At 53.3% G+C, this 26547-nt stretch carries 19 protein-coding genes; 16 read left to right on the top strand and 3 right to left on the bottom strand.

Annotation, left to right across the window (positions count from 1 at the left end; all coding sequences use genetic code 11):
• Position 1: 1 nt before the first annotated feature.
• From bcsZ to SGR01S_RS17935, 5 genes are all read left to right on the top strand, one after another.
• Positions 2-1114: a cellulose synthase complex periplasmic endoglucanase BcsZ gene (bcsZ, locus tag SGR01S_RS17955; RefSeq protein WP_061808172.1), complete on the top strand. Its 1113-nt coding sequence runs from the start codon at positions 2-4 to the stop codon at positions 1112-1114.
• Complete coding sequence (gene bcsC, locus SGR01S_RS17950) at positions 1096-4569, top strand: cellulose synthase complex outer membrane protein BcsC (protein ID WP_037422831.1); 3474 nt, start codon at positions 1096-1098, stop codon at positions 4567-4569. The genes bcsZ and bcsC overlap by 19 nt, the downstream gene beginning before the upstream one ends.
• A gap of 290 nt (positions 4570-4859) precedes the next feature.
• Entirely contained in the window at positions 4860-6866 is a 2007-nt protein-coding gene (gene hmsP, locus SGR01S_RS17945) for a biofilm formation regulator HmsP (RefSeq protein WP_061808171.1), read from the top strand.
• A gap of 293 nt (positions 6867-7159) precedes the next feature.
• Positions 7160-8449, top strand: coding sequence for a dicarboxylate/amino acid:cation symporter (locus SGR01S_RS17940; RefSeq protein WP_061808170.1), 1290 nt, complete (start codon positions 7160-7162; stop codon positions 8447-8449).
• A gap of 279 nt (positions 8450-8728) precedes the next feature.
• Positions 8729-10222: a M16 family metallopeptidase gene (locus SGR01S_RS17935; RefSeq protein ID WP_037422822.1), complete on the top strand. Its 1494-nt coding sequence runs from the start codon at positions 8729-8731 to the stop codon at positions 10220-10222.
• Positions 10223-10245: 23 nt separating this feature from the next.
• On the opposite strand, the gene ppiC is transcribed toward SGR01S_RS17935, so the two are convergent.
• Entirely contained in the window at positions 10246-10527 is a 282-nt protein-coding gene (ppiC, locus tag SGR01S_RS17930; protein ID WP_037422904.1) for a peptidylprolyl isomerase PpiC, read from the bottom strand.
• Between the two features lie 109 nt (positions 10528-10636).
• On the opposite strand from ppiC, the gene rep reads away from it, so the two are divergent.
• On the top strand, positions 10637-12661 hold the full coding sequence (rep, locus tag SGR01S_RS17925) for a DNA helicase Rep (protein ID WP_061808169.1): 2025 nt from the start codon (positions 10637-10639) through the stop codon (positions 12659-12661).
• A gap of 31 nt (positions 12662-12692) precedes the next feature.
• Here rep and ppx read toward each other — a convergent pair whose 3' ends face one another.
• Positions 12693-14189 carry an exopolyphosphatase gene (gene ppx, locus SGR01S_RS17920; protein WP_037422819.1) on the bottom strand — a complete coding sequence of 499 codons (1497 nt, stop codon included), beginning with the start codon at positions 14187-14189 and terminating at the stop codon, positions 12693-12695.
• Between the two features lie 6 nt (positions 14190-14195).
• On the bottom strand, positions 14196-15482 hold the full coding sequence (rhlB, locus tag SGR01S_RS17915) for an ATP-dependent RNA helicase RhlB (RefSeq protein WP_037422816.1): 1287 nt from the start codon (positions 15480-15482) through the stop codon (positions 14196-14198).
• A gap of 117 nt (positions 15483-15599) precedes the next feature.
• Between rhlB and trxA the strand changes: the two genes are divergently transcribed.
• The 10 genes from trxA to rffA all read left to right on the top strand — a co-directional run bounded on the left by trxA (position 15600) and on the right by rffA (position 26547).
• Positions 15600-15926 (top strand): thioredoxin TrxA, encoded by a 327-nt coding sequence (gene trxA, locus SGR01S_RS17910; RefSeq protein WP_037422813.1) that lies wholly within the window; start codon positions 15600-15602, stop codon positions 15924-15926.
• Positions 15927-16505: 579 nt separating this feature from the next.
• Positions 16506-17765 carry a transcription termination factor Rho gene (gene rho, locus SGR01S_RS17905; RefSeq protein ID WP_037422810.1) on the top strand — a complete coding sequence of 420 codons (1260 nt, stop codon included), beginning with the start codon at positions 16506-16508 and terminating at the stop codon, positions 17763-17765.
• Positions 17766-18079: 314 nt separating this feature from the next.
• Positions 18080-19177, top strand: a complete 1098-nt coding sequence (wecA, locus tag SGR01S_RS17900; RefSeq protein WP_115185125.1) for a UDP-N-acetylglucosamine--undecaprenyl-phosphate N-acetylglucosaminephosphotransferase — start codon at positions 18080-18082, stop codon at positions 19175-19177.
• 20 nt (positions 19178-19197) lie between these two features.
• Positions 19198-20250, top strand: a complete 1053-nt coding sequence (gene wzzE, locus SGR01S_RS17895) for an ECA polysaccharide chain length modulation protein (RefSeq protein WP_037422806.1) — start codon at positions 19198-19200, stop codon at positions 20248-20250.
• A gap of 84 nt (positions 20251-20334) precedes the next feature.
• On the top strand, positions 20335-21465 hold the full coding sequence (gene wecB / locus SGR01S_RS17890; protein ID WP_061808167.1) for a non-hydrolyzing UDP-N-acetylglucosamine 2-epimerase: 1131 nt from the start codon (positions 20335-20337) through the stop codon (positions 21463-21465).
• A complete protein-coding gene (gene wecC / locus SGR01S_RS17885) occupies positions 21462-22724 on the top strand; it encodes a UDP-N-acetyl-D-mannosamine dehydrogenase (RefSeq protein WP_061808166.1) in 1263 nt (420 codons plus the stop codon). The genes wecB and wecC overlap by 4 nt, the downstream gene beginning before the upstream one ends.
• On the top strand, positions 22721-23788 hold the full coding sequence (gene rffG, locus SGR01S_RS17880) for a dTDP-glucose 4,6-dehydratase (protein ID WP_061808165.1): 1068 nt from the start codon (positions 22721-22723) through the stop codon (positions 23786-23788). The genes wecC and rffG overlap by 4 nt, the downstream gene beginning before the upstream one ends.
• A gap of 51 nt (positions 23789-23839) precedes the next feature.
• Complete coding sequence (gene rfbA / locus SGR01S_RS17875) at positions 23840-24721, top strand: glucose-1-phosphate thymidylyltransferase RfbA (protein WP_061808164.1); 882 nt, start codon at positions 23840-23842, stop codon at positions 24719-24721.
• Positions 24699-25430 carry a dTDP-4-amino-4,6-dideoxy-D-galactose acyltransferase gene (gene rffC / locus SGR01S_RS17870; RefSeq protein ID WP_061808163.1) on the top strand — a complete coding sequence of 244 codons (732 nt, stop codon included), beginning with the start codon at positions 24699-24701 and terminating at the stop codon, positions 25428-25430. The genes rfbA and rffC overlap by 23 nt, the downstream gene beginning before the upstream one ends.
• Positions 25417-26547: a dTDP-4-amino-4,6-dideoxygalactose transaminase gene (rffA, locus tag SGR01S_RS17865; protein ID WP_061808162.1), complete on the top strand. Its 1131-nt coding sequence runs from the start codon at positions 25417-25419 to the stop codon at positions 26545-26547. The genes rffC and rffA overlap by 14 nt, the downstream gene beginning before the upstream one ends.

Genomic DNA, 26547 nt, shown 5'->3' with positions numbered 1-26547 from the left:
CATGCCAGTGGCGTTGAAACGTCTGACATTCGGCATGCTGCTGCTGTGCGCCTTCAGCGCAGCGGCGGCCTGCGAATGGCCGGCCTGGCAACAGTACAAACAATTTTATATCAGCGAACAGGGACGCGTGATCGATCCGAGCAGTCCGAACCGCATTACCACATCGGAAGGGCAGAGTTATGGCATGTTCTTCGCGCTGGTAGCAAACGATCGACCAGCGTTTGACCAGCTGCTGGAGTGGACGGAAAACAATTTGGCTGCGGGCGATCTTAGCGCCCATTTACCTGCGTGGCTGTGGGGTGAGAACGATAAAAAACAGTGGACGGTACTGGACAGCAATTCTGCATCCGACGCGGATTTGTGGATTGCCTACAATCTGCTGGAAGCGGGGCGCTTATGGAACAGTCGCCGCTATCAAACCCTTGGCACGTTGTTGTTGCAGCGAATTGCCCGTGAAGAGGTGGCGGATATTCCCGGTCTGGGTTTGATGCTGTTGCCGGGAAAGGTGGGGTTTGTGGCTGAAGACCGTTGGCGACTCAATCCGAGCTACCTTCCCCCCCAATTGCTGGCACGTTTTTCTGCCTTAAATGGTCCGTGGCGGGCAATGGAGCAAACCAATTTGCGATTGTGGCTGGAAACCGCACCACACGGCTTCTCACCGGACTGGGTGGTGTGGCAGGTCGGCAAAGGCTGGCAACCGGATACCGTCAAACCGAACATCGGCAGTTATGACGCTATCCGGGTTTATCTGTGGGCCGGCATGCTGGCAGATGACGATAAACATAAGGCAGCATTACTCAAGCAATTGCAGCCGATGGCACAAACTACCCTGACACAGGGTGTCCCACCGGAGAAAACGGATACAGCCAGTGGCAAAACCAGTGGCGACGGTCCGGTGGGCTTCTCTGCTTCCATGTTGCCGATGCTGGTGAACCAACCAGAGGCGTTGCAGGTACAGCGCCAACGGATTAAGCAAAACCCGCCGGGTGATAATGCCTATTTCAGTGCCTCGTTGGTGCTGTTCGGTCAGGGATGGGATCAACAACGTTATCGTTTTAATCGGCAGGGTGAACTTCAACCCTCCTGGGGCGGCCAATGCGTAACTTCAGAATAAACTGGCTAGGCCTGGTGCCTTTAAGTCTGGCGATGCTGCCGCAAGCGCAGGGGGCGGAAACCGTCGCGCCGGAACAATGGTTGTTGGAACAGGTACGGGTTGGGGAGGCCAGTAATAAGGATGAGTTGGTTCGTCAGTCGCTTTATCGGCTCGAGTTAATGGACCCGAACAACCCGGACGTTATTTCAGCGCGTATGCGTTTGGCGTTGAGGCAGGGTAATCAGGCGTTGGCGCAGCAGCAGTTAGATAAGCTGAAAAAGATTGCCCCACAGTCAAGCGCTTACCGTCAGGCGGAAATGAATATGTTGCTGACCCAGCCAGAAACCCGGCAGAAGCTGCAACAGGCGCGATTAATGGCGACAGCCGGCCGTTTGCCGGAGGCGAAGGCGCAGTATGACGATCTGTTCCACGGTGACCCGCCGACACTTGAACTGGCGGTGGAATATTGGCGGCTGGTTGCACGGCTACCGGGACAAGAAGCCGCAGCACTGAAACAGTTACAGCTGTTGGATCAACAATATTCCGGCAACGTGCCGCTGCGGATGTCATTGGCACGGATGTTATTTAGTCAGGATCGTGACGCACAGGCTTATGATTTATTGCAGAAAGTGGCTGCCGATCCCATCGGACGCGGTGATGCTGCGGATCTGTGGTTGGAAAAAGTTAAAGCGATGCCGGTCAGTCCGCAAAGTGTCGCGGCCCTTAATCGTTTCCTCGGGGTATTTGAAACCGGCGATCAGGCTGTCAGCGCCCAGCAAGAGCTGGCGAGGCAACAGGCACTGCTGTCGGACCCGGCCTATCAGGCACGAGTGCGTGGACTCGCTCAGGTGGAGAAGGGGGGCAGTCGTGCAGCCATTCCTGAACTGAAAAAAGCGTTGGCGGCCTCACCTAACGATGCTGAAGTGCTCGGGGCTCTGGGGCAGGCCTATTCCCGCGCCGGCAATCGCCCGCAAGCGTTAAGTTTGTTCCGTCAGGCATTGCAGGCCGATAAAAGCGGTTACGGCAGCAGTAAATGGCAGAGCCTGATCAAGAGCAATAGCTATTGGTTGGCGGTCGATGAAGGTGACAAGGCGTTGAAAGCCGACAATCTGGCGCTGGCACAGCAGAAATATCAACAGGCACGGCAGATTGACAACAGTGATAGCAGTGCAGTGATTGGTCTGGGTGACGTTGCCGTGGCGCGTAAAGATGACGCCGCTGCCGAGCGTTTTTATCAGCAGGCACTTCGGCTGGATCCGGGCAGCGGCAGTGCGGTACGCGGCCTGGTCAATATCTACCAGCGTCAATCGCCTGAAAAGGCGCTGGCCTATCTCAATAGCCTGCCGCGTAGTCAGCAAAATAAATTGCGTAGCACGCTGGACGGTTTGCAGCTCGACATGCTGAAACAGCAGGCCGACCAGCTTGCAGAGCAAAAACAGTGGCATCAGGCAGCAGAGAAATATCGCCGTGCCCAGCAGATGGATCCTGACGATGTGTGGCTGACGTATCATTATGCACAGACTTTGCGTCAGGCCGGGCAACCGGGGCAGGCGGACGCCCTGTTCAGCCGATTGGCGCAAAAACAGCATGGTAACCCGCAACTGACGTATGCCTACGCGCTGTATCTTTCCGGCAGCGATCGCGATCAGCAGGCGCTGGCGCAGTTGAATACTTTACCTACCTCGCAGTGGAACGACAATATGCGGGAATTGGCACAGCGACTGAAAATGCAGGAGACGTTGGATCATGCTGAGCAACTGCGTGCCGCAGGTGACGAGCCGGGTGCGGTCGCTTATCTGCGCCGTCAACCCACCGATACCCGTATCGATCTCCAGTTGGCCGATTGGGCGCTGGCGCGTGGCGACTATGATGCTGCCTTGGCGGACTATCAACGGGTACGGGCGCGTGAACCGAATAACCCGGATGTGCAACTGGGCGAAATAGAGGCATATGTGGCGCAGGGTAAACTGAGCGAAGCGCGTCAGCGTCTACAAACCGAAACGGCGGCGCCAAACCCATCCAGCAACAGCGAAAGACGGGTGGCCAATGCTTGGTATGCCGTTGGCGAGCCACAAAAAGCGACGGATATCTTTACCCGGCTGAAAACGGCAGCTCAGCAAGAACCGCCTAGTCAGTCAAAAGCGCTGATTTACCGCGATGCGGCACGGCTCGAACGCGACCAATTGCAGCCGGCATTGGCGCAACAGGACTATAAACAGGCAATGGTGGCCAGCGGCATTACACCTAACGTACCGCCAGATAACGACAGCTATACCTATTTGACGCGTAACAATCCGGGTGACGACTGGCTAAAACGCGGTATCCGTTCAGATGCAGCGGATCTGTACCGTCAGCAAGATGTTAATGTCACGCTCGATCATGACTATTGGGGATCCAGCGGTACCGGTGGTATCTCTGATTACAAAGCGCACGACACCATGTTGCAGGTGGACATGCCGTTGTACGACGGGCGGGCATTTTTCCGGTCCGATACCGTTCAGTTGGATGCCGGCAGTTTCTCCACCGACAACAATGGCAAATATTATGAGACCTTTGGTACTTGTCATACTCAGGGCTGTAGCGGTGACGAACATCAGAAAGCCACCGGTACCAGTGTGGCGGTCGGTTGGCAGAACGATCGCTGGTCGGGGGATATCGGTACCACACCGATGGGCTTTGATGTGGTCGACTGGGTGGGTGGACTGGCTTACAGCAACGACTGGAACCACATAGGTTGGACATTGGCGGCCTCACGCCGGCCGATATCCAGCTCGCTGCTGGCGTTTGGCGGCACCAAAGACCCGAATACCGGCACGACCTGGGGCGGAGTGCGCGCCACTGGGGTCAGTCTGAGCGCCAGTTATGATCGCGGTGAGGCACAGGGTGTTTGGGCCGACCTCAGTGCGCATCAGTTGACCGGTAAAAACGTCGAGGATAACCAGCGCGAACGCTTTATGGCCGGTTATTACTACAAATTGATCAACGAGGATAACCGTCGCGTTACTGTCGGGCTGAACACCATGCTGTGGCATTATCAGAAGGATTTGAGCGGTTACTCTCTCGGTCAGGGCGGCTATTACAGTCCACAGCAATATATGTCGTTGGCGGTGCCGGTCAATTATCGCCAGCGTACCGAGAATTGGTCCTGGGAACTGGGTGGGTCAGTGTCTTTGTCCCATTCGAAAACCAACAGCCAAGCGCGTTACCCGTTGCAAGGGTTAATTCCAGACTCGTTACCGGACAAGTTTGCCGTGGAGGATGGCAGTTCTTCTTCCGGCTTCGGTTATACCCTCCGGGCGATTGTTGAACGCCGTCTCAGTTCACACTGGACACTGGGAGCCGGGATCGATATTCAGCAGGCGAAAGACTATACACCAAGTCATGCATTGCTCTATTTGCGCTATTCGATGGCCGGTTGGCAGGGCGACCTGGATTTACCGCCTCAACCACTGACACCGTACGCTGATTTCAAGTAACCCACTTCAGGCAGATTCAGAGTGTCGGCACAGGGTAGTTTTGCTACCCTGTGTTCGTTTGATGTGCCACCAGAGATACCCGGACCTGATGTACCGAGGCGCGCTCTCACTAATAACCGGCTTTGTAAGCGGTCTTTCATTAGGAAAATACTGAAACCCGCGGTTTTCTTGGGTTTGTCCTGGGCATGGCAAGATTAAAACAGCAAACAATCGAGTATACTCAGACCGGTCCAAGGGATGGGTATTCTTCATCCCTTTTTTATTTCAGCCCGAATTAGCGGAGAGCAGGTTTGCGGGTCAGGCGTTCATTAACGATTAAACAGATGGCAACGGTGTCCGGTGTGGCGCTGGTGACGATCTGCATCTTTATCGTGATCCAGTTATTCCATTTTGTGCAGCAGCGCAGGGATGACTATGCCCAGCAACTGGAAAATATTGCTCACTCCGTGCGCCAGCCTCTGGCGGAAGCGGTTCTGCGCATGGACGTGCCCGAAACCAAGCGTGTGCTGAACACATTGCTGCCGGTGGGGATCCTGACGCGTGCGGATATCGTGTTGCCGAACGAATTTCAGGCATTACACGCCAATTTCCCGCCGGAACGGCCAGTTCCAACGCTGATCGCTCGCCTGTTTGAGCTACCGATCCAGATTTCTGTTCCGCTCTATTCGCTGGAGCGTGTGCCAGCCAACCCACAGCCGTTGGCTTATCTGGTGCTGCAGGCCGATTCGTTCCGCATGTACCAATTTATTCTCAGTATATTGTCGACCATGCTGTCGACCTACTTACTGTTGGCATTGATCCTGTCGGTCGCCATTAGTTGGTGTATGAACCGACTGATGGTGCACCCGCTGCGGGCAATGGCCAAAGAGCTGGAAAATATTTCGCAGGAAGAAGCGCCGTATCACCAACTGATGCTGCCAGCGCTGCATCAGGACGATGAGCTGGGGTTGTTGGTGCGTAACTACAACCGCAATCAGCAGCGGCTGGCAAAAGCCTATGCGGAAATGAGTCGTATGAGCACTCGCCATCCGGTCACCGAGTTGCCGAACCAAGCGCTGTTTACCGCGTTGTTGGAGCAGCATATTGCCTCTAGTCTGCGGCCCGAGCGTTTTAATCTGCTGGTTATCGGCATTGAAACCTTGCACGAGGCATCGGGCGTGCTCAATCCGGTGATGCGAGAATCGCTGTTACTGACGCTGGCGAAGAAGTTGCGTGAGTGTATCGATGAAAACGGCGTATTGGCGCAGTTGAGCAACACCGAGTTTGCCATTCTGGCCAAAGGCGTTGAGCGCCCATTCCATGCCATGCAATTGGCACGCCGTATCATGGCACAGATCAACGCACCGCTGAGCTTGCAGGAAATGCCGTTGCGACCAAGTGCCAGCATCGGTATCGCGCATTACCTCAATTCGGGGGAAAGTGCGGAACAACTCCTTCGTAGCGCTACTTCGGCAATGATGTCAGCACACCGTGAAGGTAAAAATCAGGTGCTGTTTTTCGAGCCGAGCCTGACTGAGCGTACCCAAAAGCGACTGACACAGGAAAGCGAAATTCTGCAGGCCATTGAACAGCGTCGATTTACGCTATTTTTGCAGCCACAGATAGATATGCAGTCCAATGCGGTAATAGGCGCTGAAGCGCTGCTGCGTTGGCAACAGTATGACGGCAGCTATACCCTACCGGCAGATGTGATTCCGTTAGCTGAAGAACTTGGAGTGATTGTGCCACTCGGCAACTGGGTGCTGGAGGAAGCATGCCGTATCTTGGCTGATTGGCAGAGCCGTGGTATCACAATGCCGTTGGCGGTCAATGTGTCTCCTATCCAAATGAAGCATGAGGATTTTATCCCGCATCTGAAAAGTGTGCTCGCGCAACACCATATTGATCCGCGCAAGTTGCTGCTGGAAATTACCGAGACGGTACGTATTGACGATCTCGATCGTGCATTGGCGCTGTTGCGGGAGTTGCACGACCTGGGGCTGTCCATTGCATTGGATGATTTTGGTATGGGATATTCCAGCCTGAATTATCTGAACCGATTGAAATGCCTGCCGATCGATTTGATTAAAATCGACAAGAGCTTTATTCAGGGATTACCGAACGATGACGCTATGGTGCGTATCGTCAGTTCTATTTCTGAGGTGTTGGCGCTGCCAGTGATGGCTGAAGGCGTCGAAAATACAGAACAACGCGATTGGTTGTTGCGGCACGGTATTCATAGTGGACAAGGCTTCTTGTTTGCTCGCCCGCTGCCACGCAGTGAGTTTGAAGCCGAGTTTTGCCAACCGCCTGCCTGATTTACCCTTCCTCATCTCTCGGACGATGCAGGTGTCGCCCGAGAGCTATCTCGTCCTACAATGCTGATCTTTACTACCGCTTTTGAGTTAGTGCAAAGAAATGCTTACGTAATTTACAACCTTGCATTTGGGCTGGCGCGTTTCAGCTCTTAAATTCGTATCAACATGTATCTATGGGTGCAACAAATTATTTCCATGTTGTTAGGTGGGTGTTATTTTCCGCGCAAGCGATGAACAGGCGAGATAACTAGAATACCGCCTGGTGCGTGTCTTCCCCCCCAAAGGATGTTCATATGAAACTCACTATCTTTAAGAGCCTCTATTTTCAGGTGTTAACGGCGATTACGCTGGGCATCCTGCTTGGTCATTTTTATCCTGACATTGGCGCACAGATGAAACCTCTGGGCGATGGATTCGTTAAACTGATTAAAATGATCATCGCGCCGGTGATCTTCTGTACTGTGGTGACGGGCATCGCGGGTATGGAGAGCATGAAGGCCGTCGGCCGTACCGGTGCGATCGCACTGCTCTATTTTGAAATCGTCAGTACCATTGCACTGCTTATTGGTCTGCTGATTGTTAACCTGGTCCAACCGGGCGCTGGGATGAACATCGATCCAGGTACTTTGGATGCCAAGGCGGTGGCAGTTTATGCGGAACAGGCCCAGCAGCAGGGCATCATTCCATTCTTGCTGGATATCATCCCTGGTAGCGTTATCGGTGCCTTCGCCAGTGGCAACATTCTTCAGGTACTGCTGTTTGCCGTACTGTTCGGCTTTGCCCTGCATCGCCTGGGTGACAAAGGCCAACTGATCTTCAACGTTATCGATAGTTTCTCTCGCGTGATCTTCGGCATTATCAATATGATTATGCGTCTGGCACCACTGGGTGCTTTCGGGGCGATGGCGTTTACTATCGGTAAATACGGCGTAGGTACGTTGTTGCAGCTCGGTCAATTGATTGCCTGTTTCTATCTTACCTGCGTGCTGTTCGTGGTGGTGGTTCTGGGCTCCATTGCCCGCGCCAACGGCTTCAGTATTTTCAAATTTGTTCGATATATAAAAGAAGAGCTGCTGATCGTACTCGGAACGTCTTCTTCCGAGTCGGTGCTGCCACGTATGCTCGATAAAATGGAAAAATTGGGCTGTAAGAAGTCGGTGGTGGGCTTGGTTATTCCGACCGGCTACTCATTTAACCTGGATGGGACCTCAATCTACCTGACTATGGCGGCCGTGTTTATTGCGCAGGCGACCAACACTCATATGGACATCGTGCATCAGGTGACTCTGTTGGTGGTGCTGTTGCTGTCCTCTAAAGGGGCTGCAGGAGTGACCGGTAGTGGCTTTATCGTGCTGGCTGCTACTATTTCTGCTGTCGGCCACTTGCCGTTGGCCGGTTTGGCGTTAATTCTGGGCATTGATCGCTTCATGTCTGAAGCCCGTGCGCTGACTAACCTGGTCGGTAATGGTGTAGCAACGGTTGTAGTGGCTAAATGGTGTAAACAGTTGGATGAAAAGCAACTGCAAGACACCTTGTCCAACAAGCAAGGAACAGGTGCCGATAAAACGCTGCCTTCAGCCTGATTTAATCCTCAAATCACCGGTTGCAGCCGCAGCCGGTGACGTTTTATCCCCCCGCGTAATGAATTCTTGCATTAAAAAATCGGTTATCCATTATTTTTCACACTAATGAGTGACATCCGCAAAGGCGCGCGGTCTAACTCGATGGTACACTTTCTGCTTTCCGCCCCACTGTGAAACTCAGGGCGTATTTGTAGGCTGTTTGTCGCAGCCTAATATTCCGGTGAATGGAATATCCGCATTTGCATAAAGAAATTGGATAGTAATTAAGTAGGGGTTCACATGCAGGGCACCAGAATTCATCTCATAGTAGGTGGGCTGCTGTTGGCTGCAGCCAACAGCAGCGTGCAGGCTGAAGCACTACAACCCGATCCTGCCTGGCAGCAGGGGGCGTTGGCCAACGGGTTTTCATGGCAGATACTAGATACGCCACAACGGCCGAGTGATCGCGTCGAGTTGCGGTTGATGGTCAACACTGGCTCTTTAGTCGAGTCTTCGCAGCAGATTGGCTTTGCCCATCTGCTGCCGCGCCTGTCGCTCGCGCGCAGCGAAAGCTTTACGCCACCGCAGTTACGTTCACTGTGGCAACAGAGCGTGGACAGCGAGCGACCTTTGCCTCCGGCCATCAGCTCTTATGACTTCACCATTTATAATCTCAGCTTGCCGAATAACCGCCCAGATTTGCTGAAAGAGGCACTGACGTGGCTTTCCGACACCACCGGCAAACTGGCGATTGACGAACATACGCTGCATGCGGTGATGAACTCTAGCGTCGATCCGGTTGGTACTTTCCCACCGAACCCAAAAGATGCCTGGTGGCGCTATCGTCTGAAAGGCTCGACGCTGTTGGCGCATGATCCGGCTCAACCGCCGAAACGGCCGGTGAATGTCGACCAATTGAAGAAATTCTACCAGCAGTGGTACACCCCGGACGCGATGACGTTATACGTTGTGGGTAAGGTAGACAGCCGCAGCCTGGGTGAACAAATCAACAAAGCTTTCTCGCCGCTGAAAGGCAAACGTGAAACGCCCGCTCTGATGCCGACGTTGACGCCGTTGCCACCGCAACCGGTTAGCCTGATCAGTGAACAGGTTAAGCAGGATACGTTGTCGATTATGTGGGATGCACCCTGGCATCCGATCCGCGATTCGCAAAACCTGAGCCGCTATTGGCGCGGTGATATGGCGCGTGAGGCGTTGTTCTGGCATCTCCAACAGGTGCTGGAAAAGAGCGACCAGAAAAACCTGCATTTGGGCTTCGATTGCCGCGTGCAATACCAACGTGCCCAATGTGCTATCCATCTCGACACGCCGAATAACAATCTGAATAACAGCCTGAGCTTTATTGCTAGAGAGCTGGCGAACGTGCGTAACAATGGGTTGTCGCAGGAGGAGTTTAACGCTCTGCTGGCGCAGAAGAACGATCAATTGAGCAAGTTGTTCGCCACCTATGCCCGCACCGATACGGACGTGTTGATGAGCCAGCGTTTGCGCTCGCAACAAAGTGGTGTCGTAGATATTGCGCCAGAGCAGTATCAGAAACTGCGTCAGGAGTTCTTGAGCGGGTTAACGCTTGAAGCACTGAACCAGGAGCTGAAACTGCAACTTTCACAAGATGCGACGTTGGTGTTGATGCAGCCGAAGGGCGAGCCAGAGATGAGCATGAAGCAGTTACAGGAAACCTATAACGGCATTATGTCTCCGGCCCCTGCAGTGGTGTCAGAAGAGGTCAAACCGACCGACACTGCGCCCGCACCAGAGACTAGCGCACAGTAACGACAGGGGGGGCATTTGCCCCCTTAGTTACGGTACAGCACTTTGATGATGTGGTAGCCGAACTGGGTTTTCACCGGGCCGTAGGGCTTCAACAATGGAATGCTGAACACCGCTTTATCGAAGGCCGCCACCATGGTGCCCTTGTTGAATTCGCCTAAAGAGCCGCCGTTACGTTTTGACGGGCACGTTGAGTATTTGCGCGCCAGCGTGTCAAAGCTGACACCGCGTTTAAGCTTGGCCAGCAGTTCATCGGCCAGTTTTTCATTATCTACCAGAATGTGCAGGGCGCACGCCGTCTTTGCCATGGTATTGCCTTTATCGATACAGAAATTGCGCTGATTATACCCGTTAAATCTCATCGACGCTTTCTGCTACAATCCTCTTCCACGTTAAAAAGTCGAGCAATAAAGCGCCATGCGATTAAACCCCAGCCAACAACAAGCCGTCGAATTCGTTACCGGGCCCTGCCTGGTGCTGGCCGGTGCCGGTTCCGGCAAGACGCGCGTCATCACCAACAAAATCGCTCACCTGATCCATAACTGTGGTTATCAGGCGCGGCACATCGCCGCCGTGACCTTTACCAATAAGGCTGCGCGTGAGATGAAAGAGCGTGTGGCGCAAACCATGGGGCGCAAAGAAGCACGCGGACTGATGATTTCTACGTTCCACACGCTGGGGCTGGAAATCATTAAACGTGAATATGCCGCGTTGGAGATGAAGTCTAACTTCTCGTTGTTCGACGATCAGGATCAGCTGGCATTGCTGAAAGAGCTGACCGAGAAATGGCTGGAAAATGACAAAACGTTGGTGGCGCAGCTGATTTCCACCATCTCCAACTGGAAGAATGACCTGGTCGATCCCAAAAAGGCCATGGAGCTGGCACGTTCCGAACGCGACAAGCTTTTTGCACATTGTTACGGCCTGTATCACGCACATATGCGTGCCTGTAATGTGCTGGATTTTGACGATTTGATCCTGCTACCGACGCTGCTGTTACAGCGCAATGAAGAGGTCCGTGAACGTTGGCAGAATCGTATTCGTTACCTGTTGGTGGATGAATATCAGGATACCAACACCAGTCAATACGAGTTAGTGAAACTGTTGGTGGGTAATCGCGCACGCTTTACCGTGGTAGGAGACGATGATCAGTCGATCTACTCTTGGCGCGGCGCACGTCCGCAAAACCTGGTGCTGTTGAAAGAAGACTTCCCGGCGTTGCAGGTGATCAAACTGGAGCAGAATTACCGTTCCAGCGAACGCATCTTGAAGGCGGCGAATATCCTGATCGCCAATAACCCGCACGTATTTGAAAAACGGTTATTTTCCGAGCTTGGCTATGGTGAAGAGCTGAAGGTGGTGACAGCCAATAATGAGGATCATGAGGCCGAGCGCGTTGTTGGGGAGCTGATTGCCCATCACTTCGTGAAGAAAACCAACTACGGCGATTATGCGATCCTCTATCGCGGCAACCATCAATCGCGGTTGTTTGAAAAAATGCTGATGCAAAACCGTATCCCTTACAAGATTTCCGGGGGGACCTCGTTTTTCTCGCGGCCGGAAATCAAGGATCTGTTGGCCTACCTGCGTGTCCTGACTAACCAGGATGATGACAGCGCGTTCCTGCGGATCGTCAATACGCCGAAACGTGAAATTGGCCCGGCGACGCTGCAAAAGCTGGGCGAATGGGCTAATCAACGTAACAAAAGCCTGTTCCGCGCCAGTTTCGATCTTGGACTGAGTCAGCATCTGACTGGTCGCGGACTGGAGTCTTTGCAGCGTTTCACCCATTGGCTGGACGGTATTGCCCAGTTGGCGGATCGCGAACCGGTAGCCGCGGTACGCGATTTGATCCATGGCGTAGACTACGAAAGTTGGCTGTTTGAAACCTCGCCCAGCCCGAAAGCCGCCGAGATGCGCATGAAAAACGTCAATACGTTGTTTGGCTGGATGACGGAAATGCTGGAAGGCAGTGAGCTGGATGAACCCATGACGCTGACGCAGGTGGTGACGCGCTTTACTCTGCGGGACATGATGGAACGCGGCGAAAGCGATGAGGAGCTGGATCAGGTTCAGTTGATGACACTGCATGCCTCCAAAGGGTTGGAGTTCCCTTATGTCTTCCTCGTGGGAATGGAGGAGGGGTTACTGCCACACCAGAGCAGTATTGACGAGGATAACGTTGATGAAGAGCGTCGCCTGGCCTATGTGGGGATAACGCGAGCTCAAAAGGAGCTGATTTTCACTCTGTGCCGTGAGCGTCGTCAGTATGGTGAGCTGGTGCGGCCAGAGCCAAGCCGTTTCTTGTTGGAGCTACCGCAGGATGACCTGGCGTGGGAAAGTGAACGTAAGGTGATCAGTCCACAAGAGCGGATGCAAAAAGGTCAAAGCCATCTGGCGAATATTCGCGCCCAGTTGGCCAAGGCTAAAGGTGAAGGTTAAAAGTAAGGGCGCGATTAGCGCCCTTGTCATATCAACGTTGTTCTTCCAGTATCAGCGGCCAGTGCACATAGCTTTGCCAATGGCTTTCCTGATCCAACGCTTCTGCCCGTAATGGGTGCTGTTCCAGCCAACCCGGCGGCAGGATCACCGTTAGTTCGTCATCATTGTTGGCACGCAGACGTACCGCAGGCAGCGTGTCATCGCGACGACGGCTGGCAAAGATGATAGCCAGGCGCAAAATCCGGCATAAACGTTGTGCCATACGTGGTGGCAGAGCGTTTTGCTGGCTCAGCAGCGGTAGATCGATAGTGTTGCTTTGGTTTTGCAGCAGAGTGGCGAGCAGTTTTTTTTGCGCCGGGGTAAAACCGGGTAAATCCAGATGGCGGATCAGATAAGCGGCGTGTTGCGGCGCTTGCTTGAAATCAACACTGAGGCCAATTTCGTGGATCAGGCAGGCGCTGTGCAATAACTCGCGACATCGCGCATCCAGTTGCCATTCATTGCTGACCTGCTGTGAGAAGTTGGCAGCCAATTGGCTAACGCGCTCGGCTTGCTCGGTATCCAACAGATAACGTCGTTGTAGGTTGCGAATGGTGCGGCTACGAATATCTTGTTCAACCGGCAGGTGTAGCATGCCGTAAACCAGCCCTTCGCGTAGCGCGCCGCCAGCCAACATCATGCTCTCAATGCCCAGCTCCTGGAAAATCGCCAGCAGGATGGATAGCCCACTTGGAAATACCAGTGCGCGTTCCAGTGTCAGCCCTTCAATTTCCAACTCTTCCAGCTTGCCGCACTGAATAGCGCGTTGTTTCAACTGGCGCAACTTAGACAGGGTGATGCGTTCATCCATACCCTGCGCAACCATGATTTCCTGCAGCGCCTGGACGGTGCCGGAAGCGCCGACGCAGATCTGCCAACCGTGTTGACGCAAGTGTGGCGCAATAGGGCGCACCATTTCACGCGCAGCCTGTTCAGCCCGCTCGAAATTCTCCTGCCCCAGGTTACGATCGCTGAAAAAACGCTCCAGCCAGGTGACACAGCCCATAGACAAGCTATACAACTGGGCAGCCTGCGCACCGGTACCTGTGACTAATTCAGTACTGCCGCCGCCGATATCGACCACTAAACGTTGGTCTGGCCCGCCGGTAGTATGGGCAACACCGTGGTAGATCAGACGGGCTTCTTCCTCGCCGCTGATTACCTGGATCGGACAACCAAGGATCTGCTCGGCGGTTTGTAGGAATTCATCGGCATTGGACGCCAGACGCAACGTAGCCGTGGCGACTACGCGGATCTGTTCACGGGGAATGTCCTGCAGGCGTTCAGAGAACAGCTTCAGGCATTGCCAGCCGCGCTGCATGGCTTCATGCGACAGGTGGTTGTTCTGATCCAGCCCTGCTGCCAGACGCACTTTGCGCTTGATGCGCGCCAGTGTTTGAATACTACCGGCTACCTCGCGCACCACCAGCATGTGGAAGCTGTTGGAACCAAGGTCGATAGCGGCATAAAGTGCGCTGGAACTGAGCATCGTCTATCAGCCTGAACGTTTACGGTTGTTGCGCGGCGCACCGCCACGACGTGGTGAGGAGTTACGACGCGGGCCGTTGCCACCGCGTGGGCGAGCCAGGCGTTTTGGCGCAGGCAAGTCACTCATTAACGCATCGCTGTTGTACTTGCTCACTGGAATGCTGTGACCGGTATAGGTTTCGATCGCCGGCAGGTTGAGCGCATACTCTTCACAAGCCAGACTGATGGAATGACCGCTTTCACCGGCACGACCGGTACGACCGATACGGTGGACGTAGTCTTCGCAGTCGTCAGGCAAGTCGTAGTTGAATACGTGCGTAACCAATGGGATGTGGAGACCGCGTGCGGCGACGTCGGTAGCAACCAGAATATCCAGGTTACCCTTGGTAAAGTCATCCAGAATACGCAGGCGTTTTTTCTGCGCAACATCGCCGGTCAACAGGCCTACGCGGTGGCCATCGGCAGCCAGATGGCCCCAAACGTCTTCACAGCGATGCTTGGTGTTGGCGAAGATGATGCAGCGGTCCGGCCACTCTTCTTCGATCAGCGTCTGTAACAGGCGCATTTTTTCTTCGTTGGACGGGTAGAACAACTCTTCTTTAATGCGGTGGCCGGTTTTCTGTTCCGGTTCCACTTCAACATATTCAGCATTGTTCATCTGCTCGAAAGCCAGTTCGCGAACGCGATAGGACAAAGTGGCAGAGAACAGCATGTTCAGGCGTTGATCGACCGGAGGCATACGACGGAACAACCAGCGAATGTCTTTGATAAAGCCCAGATCGTACATGCGATCGGCCTCGTCCAAGACTACGACCTGGATTGCGCTCAGATCAATATAGTTTTGTTTGGCATAATCGATTAAACGACCGGTAGTACCGACCAGGATATCCACGCCGCTTTCCAGCACTTTCAGCTGTTTGTCGTAGCCGTCGCCACCGTATGCCAGGCCAAGCTTCAGGCCGGTAGATTTGGACAGGGCTTCTGCGTCGGAGTGGATCTGAACCGCCAGCTCACGCGTTGGCGCCATGATCAAGGCGCGCGGCTGATTGGTCTGGCGATCCTGTTTTGCCGGGTGAGAAAGCAAATAGTGAAAAGTAGACGCTAAAAATGCCAGCGTCTTTCCGGTACCGGTTTGCGCCTGACCTGCAACGTCACGCCCAGAGAGCGTGAGCGGCAATGCTAACGCCTGGATAGGCGTGCAATGTTGAAACCCTTTCTTTTCAAGGGCTTCAAGGACTAACGGGTGCAGGGCGAAGTCGGAAAACTTCTGTTCGGTCAAGTGTGTTTTGCTCATAGTGTGGTAGAATATCAGCTAACTATTGCTTTACGAAAGCGTATCCGGTGAAATAAAGTCACCTTAGGTTGGTTAATGCTACACCAACAAGGTAGACACAATCCTTTGGAGTAGAACATGAGCGATAAAATTATTCACCTGACTGACGGCAGCTTCGACACCGACGTGCTGAAAGCTGAAGGGCCAATCCTGGTCGATTTCTGGGCTGAATGGTGTGGGCCGTGCAAGATGATTGCTCCGATTCTGGATGAGATTGCCGATGAGTTCGAAGGCAAGCTGACCATCACCAAGCTGAATATCGACCAAAACCCGGCCACCGCACCTAAGTACGGTATCCGTGGTATCCCTACGCTGTTGTTGTTCAAGAACGGTGAAGTGGCTGCGACCAAGGTTGGTGCGTTGTCCAAAGGCCAGCTCAAAGATTTCCTTAACGCGAATCTGTAATCGGGCGAGAAGCCGTATGCCCAATGGATTTGACACTGCGGTTCTCAACGTCGCAGTGTGAGAGGCAACGGGGATATACAGGCGTCTAGCGGGGATGTTCAATTCACCGCTAGACGCCTGCCAAGAAGCGTGTTAAGTTTAACCATACTGCATATAGAACTTGCCCGAAGTTTTAAATCTAAAGAGTCTAAATCTAAAGCTTTACTCTGTGTTGAACCGCTGGCGTTGAAAGAAAAAATGAACTCAGCCCGTGTTTTAACAATCAAACGGTTTTGCAAAATCAATTTTAAGGTACCTTCGATCTTAAACCGTCAATGCGCGCGTCCTCTGTAAGCCATTTCTTACCGTGACAGCTCAGCGCCCGGTGATCGAACGTCCAGTAAACAGGCACGCATATCCAATGGATTTCAGGGTGTGGCCAGTCGGCAACCGAACGAATCTCCGTAGCTTAGTCCGCTAAGTGGCTGGGGTTAACACGGGAAGCCAACGCAACCACCAGAAAGCCGAAAGATATATCTCGCTGCCATACCATTCACGAAATAAGTTCGAGACATACCCCGAGTTTAAGAACCCACCACTATGAATCTTACCGAATTAAAGAATACGCCGGTTTCTGAGCTGATTACTCTCGGCGAAAATATGGGGCTGGAAAACCTTGCCCGTATGCGCAAGCAGGACATTATCTTCTCTATCCTTAAGCAGCATGCGAAAAGTGGAGAAGATATCTTCGGCGATGGCGTGTTGGAGATATTGCAAGATGGATTTGGTTTCCTCCGCTCTGGAGACAGCTCCTACCTTGCAGGCCCCGACGACATCTACGTATCCCCTAGCCAAATCCGCCGTTTCAACCTCCGTACAGGTGACACCATTTCCGGTAAGATTCGTCCGCCAAAAGAAGGCGAGCGTTACTTTGCCCTGTTGAAAGTTAACGAAGTTAACTACGACAAACCGGAAAACGCCCGCAGCAAGATCCTGTTCGAGAACTTAACCCCACTGCATGCCAACTCCCGTCTGCGGATGGAGCGCGGTAACGGCTCTACCGAAGACTTGACTGCACGCGTGCTGGATCTGGCTTCACCGATTGGTCGTGGTCAACGTGGTCTGATTGTTGCTCCGCCGAAAGCCGGTAAAACCATGCTGCTGCAGAACATTGCGCAGAGCATCGCATACAACCATCCAGACTGCGTGTTGATGGTTCTGTTGATCGACGAACGTCCGGAAGAAGTGACCGAGATGCAGCGTCTGGTTAAGGGCGAAGTTATCGCTTCGACCTTTGATGAGCCAGCCTCTCGCCACGTCCAGGTTGCGGAAATGGTGATCGAGAAGGCCAAGCGCCTGGTTGAGCACAAAAAAGACGTGATCATCTTGCTTGACTCCATCACTCGCTTGGCGCGTGCCTACAACACCGTAGTACCGGCTTCCGGTAAAGTGTTGACCGGTGGTGTGGATGCCAACGCCCTGCACCGTCCTAAGCGTTTCTTCGGTGCGGCACGTAACGTTGAGGAAGGCGGTAGCCTGACCATCATCGCGACCGCGCTGGTTGATACCGGGTCGAAAATGGACGAAGTTATTTACGAAGAGTTTAAAGGTACCGGCAACATGGAATTACACTTGGCGCGTAAAATCGCCGAGAAGCGTGTATTCCCTGCGATCGACTACAACCGCTCTGGTACACGTAAAGAAGAATTACTTACCACGTCTGAAGAACTGCAGAAAATGTGGATCCTGCGTAAAATCATTCACCCAATGGGTGAGATTGATGCGATGGAATTCCTCATTAACAAGTTGGCCATGACCAAGACCAATGATGAATTCTTCGATATGATGAAGCGCTCATAATGACGATGCGCTCATAATTGAGTAAAAAATTCAGAGAACGCCACGCCTAGTCGTGGCGTTTTTTGCTTTTGGCAGATACGATAAGTAACAGAAATGGAAACGTAAGTTTTTTTCGTGACTTACTGAGAATTCATCTTATTTGCGGTCGATGTTTCGTCGTTCGCGCTTTGTTACTGTCAAAACAGCGAGCAGGCAAAGTGAAATAAGAATGAATCGCTGTTGTCATAGGAAATGACTGAAAGGTAGCGGGATCCCATGGCGCAACCTGTCGCCCGTGTTAAGCTGCCTTATCTTCTACAGAGATCTTGTTAACTGTGAACTTACTCACTATGAGTACTGAAATTCTATTTGTTTTCCTGTTTTCTTTGGCTTTTCTCTTTGTTGCCCGTAAAGCAGCAAAACGTATTGGTCTGGTTGATAAACCTAATTACCGTAAACGCCATCAGGGGCTGATTCCTCTGGTCGGTGGTATTTCTGTTTACGCCGGATTGTGCTTTGCCTTCCTTATTTCTGACCAAACGATTGCGCATAGCAAACTCTACCTCGCTTGTGCGGGGATATTGGTGTTCGTTGGTGCTCTTGACGATCGTTTCGACATCAGCGTCAAAATTCGCGCGCTGGTTCAGGCACTGGTTGGCATTGCGATGATGGTCTTTGCTGGGCTTTACTTGCGCAGTTTTGGCCATGTGCTGGGTGACTGGGAAATGCAGCTGGGGCCGTTCGGCTACCTGGTTACGCTGTTTGCCGTTTGGGCAGCCATCAATGCCTTTAACATGGTAGATGGCATTGACGGCCTGCTGGGAGGGCTGTCATGCGTATCTTTCGGTGCGCTGGGCGTATTGTTATACCTGAGTGGGCATTCTGATCTGGCCTTCTGGTGTTTCGCGATGATTGCTGCCATCGTTCCTTATATTCTGCTTAACCTCGGCATTCTTGGCCGGCGGTATAAAGTGTTTATGGGCGATGCCGGCAGTACGTTGATCGGTTTCACCGCCATTTGGCTGCTGTTGCAAAGCTCGCAAGGTAAAGCTCACTCTATTAACCCTGTTACCGCCCTGTGGATTATCGCTATTCCGCTGATGGACATGATTGCAATCATGTACCGTCGCTTGCGCAAGGGGATGAGTCCCTTCTCCCCAGATCGCCAACATATTCACCATTTGATTATGCGTGCGGGCTTTACGCCACGGCAGGCTTTTGTGCTGATTACGCTGGCAGCTGCGCTGCTGGCCGCCATCGGCGTGTTGGGTGAACGTCTTACTTTTATCCCTGAATGGGTAATGTTGGCATTATTCTTGCTTGCCTTCTTCTTATACGGTTACTGCATTAAACGCGCCTGGCGTGTTGCACGTTACATTAAGCGTATCAAACGTCGTTTACGGCGTTCGAACGGCAATAAGCAAGTATCTTAACCAGAGGCTTTTGGGCAGTGATGAATCCAGAAACAATGTCTGACAAGAATACCCCGGCAGTGGATAACGAACTCGATATCCGTGGCCTGTGTTGTACCCTGTGGCGCGGTAAACCGTGGATTATTGGCATTGCGGTGCTGTTTGCTGTGGTTGCGTTGATCGTTTCCTACCTGGTGAAACAGGAATGGAGTGCAACGGCGATTACCGATCGGCCAACAGTGAATGCATTGGGCGGTTATTACTCCCAACAACAATTTCTGCGCAATCTGGATGTGAGAACCATGCCGGCTGTTGCTAGTGAGCAACCAGGTATTGCTGACGAAGCTTATAATGAATTCATTATGCAGCTGGCAGCTTACGATACACGTCGTGATTTTTGGCTGCAGAGCGATTATTACAAACAGCGTCAGGAAGGTGATGCGGGCGCTGATGCGGCCTTGCTCGACGAACTGATTAACAACATACAGTTTACTGCGCGTGATGATAAAAAAGTGCCGAACGACGGTGTGAAGTTGACGGCGGAAACGGCGGCAGATGCCAACCGTCTGCTGCGTCAATACGTCGCCTTTGCCAGTCACCGTGCAGCTCAGCATTTGAATGAAGAGATCCAGGGAGCCTGGGCTGCCCGTACCACCTCAATGAAAGCGCAGGTTAAGCGCCAGGAAGCGGTAGCGGAGGCTGTGTATAAGCGCGAATTGAATACCATTCAACAGGCGTTGAAAATTGCCGAAACGCAGGGTATCGGCCGCACTCAAACCGATACACCGGCAGAACAGCTGCCAGACTCCGATCTGTTCCTGCTGGGCAAACCTATGCTGCAGGCTCGTCTGGAAGGTTTACAGGCGTCAGGGCCTACCTTCGATCTGGATTACGATCAAAACCGTGCGATGTTGTCGACATTGAACGTTGGCCCAACGCTGGACGAAAAGTTTCAGACTTACCGCTATTTGCGGACTCCGGAAGAGCCGGTAAAACGTGATAGCCCGCGGCGGATATTCTGGTTGATCATGTGGGGCGCGATGGGCGCTTTGGTTGGCGCAGGTGTTGCCCTGGTGCGTCGGCCGCGTAATTAAAAATAATATAATAATTCGCTGATGGGCGCTTACGCGCCCAATTCGCAGGTACGCCTGCGGTTAACCGACCAAAAGAGATTCGCTGTGAAAGTGTTGACTGTTTTCGGCACCAGACCTGAAGCCATCAAAATGGCCCCGCTGGTACATGCCCTGGCTCAGGATGAAGCCTTTGAATCAAGAGTCTGCGTGACGGCACAGCATCGTGAGATGTTGGATCAGGTATTGCGGTTATTTGAGATAGTGCCTGATTACGATCTGAACATCATGAAGCCCGGCCAGGGATTGAGTGAGATCACCTGCCGTATTCTGGAAGGCCTGAAAGGCGTTCTCGAGGAGTTCAAACCAGACGTGGTGCTGGTTCATGGTGATACCACCACTACGCTGGCGACGAGTCTGGCGGCGTTTTATCAGCGTATACCCGTAGGGCACGTTGAGGCAGGTCTGCGCACTGGCAACCTTTATTCGCCGTGGCCAGAAGAAGCTAACCGTAAGCTGACCGGCCATCTGGCGATGTACCATTTTGCTCCGACGGAAAATTCGCGCCAGAACCTGTTGCGTGAATTGTTGCCGGACGATCATATCTTCGTCACCGGTAACACGGTGATTGATGCGCTGTTCTGGGTGCGTGATCGGGTGATGGGTGATACCGCGTTGCATGACAGCTTGGCGCAACGTTATCCGTTCCTGGATGCCAACAAGAAATTGATTCTGGTAACAGGCCACCGCCGCGAAAGTTTTGGCGGCGGTTTTGAGCGGATCTGCAGCGCGCTTGCAGAAATTGCCCGCACTCATCCCGATGTGCAGGTGGTGTATCCGGTACATCTCAATCCGAATGTTAGCGAGCCGGTCAACCGCATTCTGAAAGGGATTGATAATATCATCCTGATCGATCCGCAAGACTACTTGCCCTTTGTGTATCTGATGGCTAAGTCCTATTTGATCCTGACCGATTCTGGCGGTATTCAGGAAGAAGCGCCGTCATTGGGCAAACCGGTGCTGGTGATGCGTGACACCACCGAACGACCAGAAGCGGTAGATTCGGGCACAGTGCGTCTGGTGGGCACCGATGTGACAAATATTGTTGATGCCGTGACCCGCTTGCTGACGGACGAAAACGAATATCACGCTATGAGTCGGGCGCATAACCCTTACGGTGACGGGCATGCCTGCCAGCGTATTCTTGAAGCTTTGAAGAACCATCAGGTGACACTATGAGTTTTAACACTATTTCAGTTATCGGCCTGGGTTATATCGGTCTGCCAACAGCGGCGGCGTTCGCCTCCCGTAAGAAAAAAGTGGTGGGCGTAGATGTTAACCAACATGCGGTAGATACCATTAATCGTGGCGCGATTCATATCGTTGAACCCGATCTGGACAAAGTGGTGAAAGACGCGGTCGATGGCGGTTATCTGCAGGCAGTGACTAAACCGCTTGCCGCAGATGCTTTTCTGATCGCGGTGCCAACGCCATTTAAAGGTGACCATGAGCCGGATCTGGCTTATGTCGAAGCTGCGGCTAAATCTCTGGCACCGGTGCTGAAAAAGGGCGATCTGGTTATCCTGGAGTCCACCTCTCCGGTCGGCGCCACCGAGCAGATGGCTCAGTGGCTGGCCGAGGCGCGTAGCGATCTCAGCTTCCCGCAGCAGGCAGGTGAATCTGCCGATGTGAACATCGCTTACTGCCCAGAGCGTGTACTGCCGGGGCAGGTGATGGTTGAATTGATTCAGAACGACCGTGTTATTGGCGGCATGACGCCAAAATGCTCAGAGCGTGCCAGCGCGCTGTATAAAATTTTCCTCGAAGGTGAGTGTGTCATTACTAATTCACGCACCGCTGAGATGTGCAAGCTGACCGAAAACAGCTTCCGCGATGTGAACATTGCGTTTGCCAACGAATTGTCGCTGATTTGCGCGGAACAGGGCATCAATGTTTGGGAACTTATCCGCCTGGCGAATCGCCATCCACGGGTAAATATCCTGCAGCCAGGCCCTGGCGTCGGCGGCCATTGTATCGCGGTCGATCCGTGGTTCATTGTCTCGCAAAATCCGCAGCAGGCCCGTTTGATTCATACAGCGCGTCTGGTGAATGACGGGAAACCTTTGTGGGTGGTTGATCGCGTGAAAGCGGCCGTTGCTGATTGTCTGGCGGCGACCGACAAGCGTGCCTCAGAAGTAAAAATTGCCTGCTTTGGTCTGGCCTTCAAACCGAATATTGACGATCTACGCGAAAGCCCAGCGGTGGAAGTGGCACATCTGATTGCCGATTGGCACGTAGGCGAGACGCTGGTCGTTGAGCCAAACGTGGAGCAACTGCCGAAATCGCTGGCTGGCCATGTGACGCTGAAAGAGTTACCCGATGCGCTGCAACAGGCGGATGTGATTGTGATGCTGGTCGACCATAAGCAATTCAAGGCAATCAAGCCGGAAGAGATTACGCAGTCCTGGATCGTGGATACCAAAGGGGTTTGGCGTTGAAACGTATTTTAGTCACTGGAGGCGCCGGCTTTATTGGCTCCGCAGTTGTGAGGCACATTATCGAAGCCACGCAGGACTGTGTCTTGGTGGTAGACAAACTCACCTATGCGGGCAATTTAGAATCGCTTTCAGTGGTTGCCGATAACCCACGCTATTCGTTTGAGCAGGTGGATATCTGCGATCGTGCGGCACTGGATCGTGTATTTGCCCAGTATCAGCCGGATGTGATCATGCACCTGGCGGCGGAAAGCCATGTCGACCGTTCAATCGACGGCCCTGCGGCATTTATTGAAACCAACGTGGTGGGTACTTACACCATGCTGGAGGCGGCCCGCCATTATTGGCAGCCGCTGGACGCGAAGAAGAAGCAAGGCTTCCGCTTCCATCACATTTCCACCGATGAAGTGTATGGCGATCTGCACGGCACAGACGATTTGTTCACTGAGACGACGCCTTATTCGCCGAGCAGCCCTTATTCGGCCTCTAAGGCATCCAGTGATCATCTGGTTCGTGCCTGGTTGCGTACCTATGGCCTGCCGACGCTCGTCACCAACTGTTCCAATAACTACGGCCCGTATCACTTCCCGGAGAAACTGATCCCACTGGTGATTCTCAATGCCGTTGCTGGTAAGCCCTTGCCGGTGTATGGCGACGGGGCGCAGGTGCGTGATTGGCTGTATGTGGAAGACCACGCTCGTGCGTTGTACCAGGTGGTTACCGAAGGTGTGGTTGGCGAAACCTACAATATCGGCGGTCACAACGAGCGCAAGAATATTGAGGTGGTACAAACTATCTGCGATCTGCTGGAAGAGTTGGCTCCGAACAAGCCACAGGGCGTTGAGAAATACCGCGACCTGATTACTTACGTCAAGGATCGTCCGGGCCATGATATGCGCTACGCGATAGATGCCGGAAAAATTGACCGGGAGCTGGGCTGGCGACCGCAGGAAACCTTTGAAAGCGGCATCCGTAAAACGGTTTCCTGGTATCTGAACAATGAAACCTGGTGGCGTCGCGTTCAGGACGGTTCCTATGCGGGTGAACGTTTAGGTTTATCCGACTAAATTTAGCGAGGCCACCCCGTAAGTAGTGGCCCTGTGGATTCTGGAGTGAGTATGAAAGGTATTATTCTGGCGGGCGGTTCCGGCACACGCTTACATCCGATTACCCGCGGCGTATCCAAACAGCTATTACCTATTTACGACAAGCCGATGATTTATTATCCGCTGTCAGTTTTGATGCTGGCAGGGATCCGCGACATTTTAATCATCTCTACCCCAGAAGATTTACCCTCGTTCAAACGCTTATTGGGCAGCGGCGAAGAGTTCGGCATTAACCTCAGCTATGCCGAACAACCCAGCCCCGACGGCTTGGCGCAGGCATTTTTGATTGGCGAAGAATTCCTCGCTGGCGAACCGAGCTGCCTGGTGCTGGGTGACAACATTTACTTTGGCCAAGGCTTTAGTCCCAAATTGAAGACGGTTGCCGCCCGTACGCAGGGCGCTACCGTGTTCGGTTATCAGGTAATGGATCCCGAGCGCTTTGGCGTGGTGGAGTTTGATGATAATTTCCGTGCGCTGTCGATCGAAGAAAAGCCGAAAGCGCCTAAATCCAATTGGGCGGTTACCGGGCTGTATTTCTATGACAAGCAGGTTGTGGAGTTCGCCAAACAGGTGAAACCTTCGGAGCGCGGCGAGCTGGAGATCACCAGCATTAACCAGATGTACCTGGAGCGTGGCGAACTGACCGTTGAACTGCTGGGCCGTGGCTTCGCCTGGCTGGATACCGGCACTCATGACAGTCTGCTGGAAGCCAGCAGCTTTGTGCAGACGGTAGAAAAACGTCAGGGCTTTAAAATTGCCTGTCTGGAAGAAATTGCCTGGCGTAACGGCTGGCTGGACGATGAGGGCGTGAAGCGCGCCGCACAATCGTTGCTGAAAACCGGTTACGGAAAATACCTGCTGGATCTGCTGCATGCCCGTCCGCGCCAGTATTGAGCCATTAGCCTGGGAAACAGAGTTTTTCGCCCTTAACAGCGCCAAACTCAATTTTTCTACGGCGGCTCCTATGCTCACCGAGGCTGAACTGGATGTCTACGCATTGGTGCAGGCCAAAATTCCGGCGCATCAAACTGCCTGGGCGGACGGTTTGGCCCGTTTAGGCTTCCAACTGGTTGAGGGTGAAGTCGATCTGGTGCTGAATCTCGGCACGGAATGTGCATTACCTCATTCCGTGACGCCGCAGGCCATTCGCCCGGCGGTGCCGGCCGATATCCCGATGTTGCGTGAGGCGGCGGCCAGCGTGTTCACCGCCAGCCGTTTCCGCGCCCCCTGGTATCACTCCCAGGACAGCGGCCGCTTTTATGCCGAATGGATAGAAAAAGCGGTATTGGGGACGTTTGACCATCAATGTCTGCTGGTACTCGACGATACTGGGCGGCCGGAAGGCTTTGTCAGCCTGCGTGAACTCGGTGGTCAGGAGGCCCGAATCGGTCTGCTGGCGGCGTTCCCAGGCGCGGCAGGCAAAGGAATTGGCTCTCGATTGATGGCGGCGGTTATTGCAGAGTGTCGGCAAGGGGCGCTGCAACGCCTGCGGGTTGCGACTCAGATCGGTAACATCGCCGCACTACGGCTCTATCAACGACAGGGTGCTGTTATTGAAAGCACCTCGTATTGGTTATACAGAGGAAAACATGATCCCATTTAACGCACCACCGGTTGTTGGCACTGAACTTGACTATATGCAGGCTGCGATGGGCAGTGGCAAGCTGTGTGGTGACGGTGGCTTTACCCGGCGCTGTCAGCAGTGGATGGAACAGCGGTTTGGTAGCCTCAAGGTATTGCTGACGCCGTCCTGCACCGCATCGCTGGAGATGGCGGCGATCCTGTTGGATATCCAGCCGGGCGATGAAGTGATCATGCCGAGCTTTACCTTTGTTTCAACGGCTAATGCTTTTGTGTTGCGGGGCGCCACTGTGGTGTTTGTCGATCTGCGCCCGGACACCATGAACATCGATGAGTGCAAAATCGAAGCCGCAATCACTGATAAGACCCGCGCGATTGTGCCGGTACATTATGCTGGCGTGGCCTGCGAAATGGACACCATCATGGCGCTGGCGAAAAAGTATAACCTGTTCGTGGTGGAAGATGCTGCGCAAGGCGTGATGTCTACCTACAAGGGGAAAGCACTGGGTACCATTGGCCATATTGGCTGCTTTAGCTTCCACGAAACCAAAAACTACACCGCAGGCGGTGAGGGCGGCGCAACGCTGATTAACGATCCAGCGCTGATTGACCGGGCGGAAGTCATTCGTGAGAAAGGCACCAACCGCAGCCAGTTCTTCCGTGGTCAGGTCGATAAGTATACCTGGCGTGATATTGGCTCCAGCTACCTGATGTCAGACCTGCAAGCGGCCTATCTCTGGGGCCAACTGGAAGCGGCAGATCGCATCAACCAACGCCGTCTGGCACTGTGGCAACAGTATCACGACAGTCTCCTGCCATTAGCCAAGGCGGGCCGTATCGAGCTGCCGACTATCCCGACGGACTGCGTGCAGAATGCCCATATGTTCTATATCAAATTGCGCGATATTGAAGACCGCACGGCGTTTATCAATTATTTGAAAGAAGCCGAAATCATGGCGGTGTTCCATTACATTCCACTGCATGATTGCCCAGCGGGCGATCGTTTCGGTCGCTTTGCCGGTGAAGATCGTTTCACCAGCCAAGAGAGTGCACGTCTGGTACGTTTGCCGTTGTTCTACAATATGTCTGATGTCACTCAACGCACAGTGATCAATACCATTCTTAGTTTCTGCGCCTGA

This window comes from Serratia grimesii NBRC 13537 (assembly GCF_001590905.1).
GTDB lineage: Bacteria > Pseudomonadota > Gammaproteobacteria > Enterobacterales > Enterobacteriaceae > Serratia > Serratia grimesii.
Note: the sequence above shows the minus strand (reverse complement) of the source record. Positions and strands in the feature narration are given on the sequence as shown.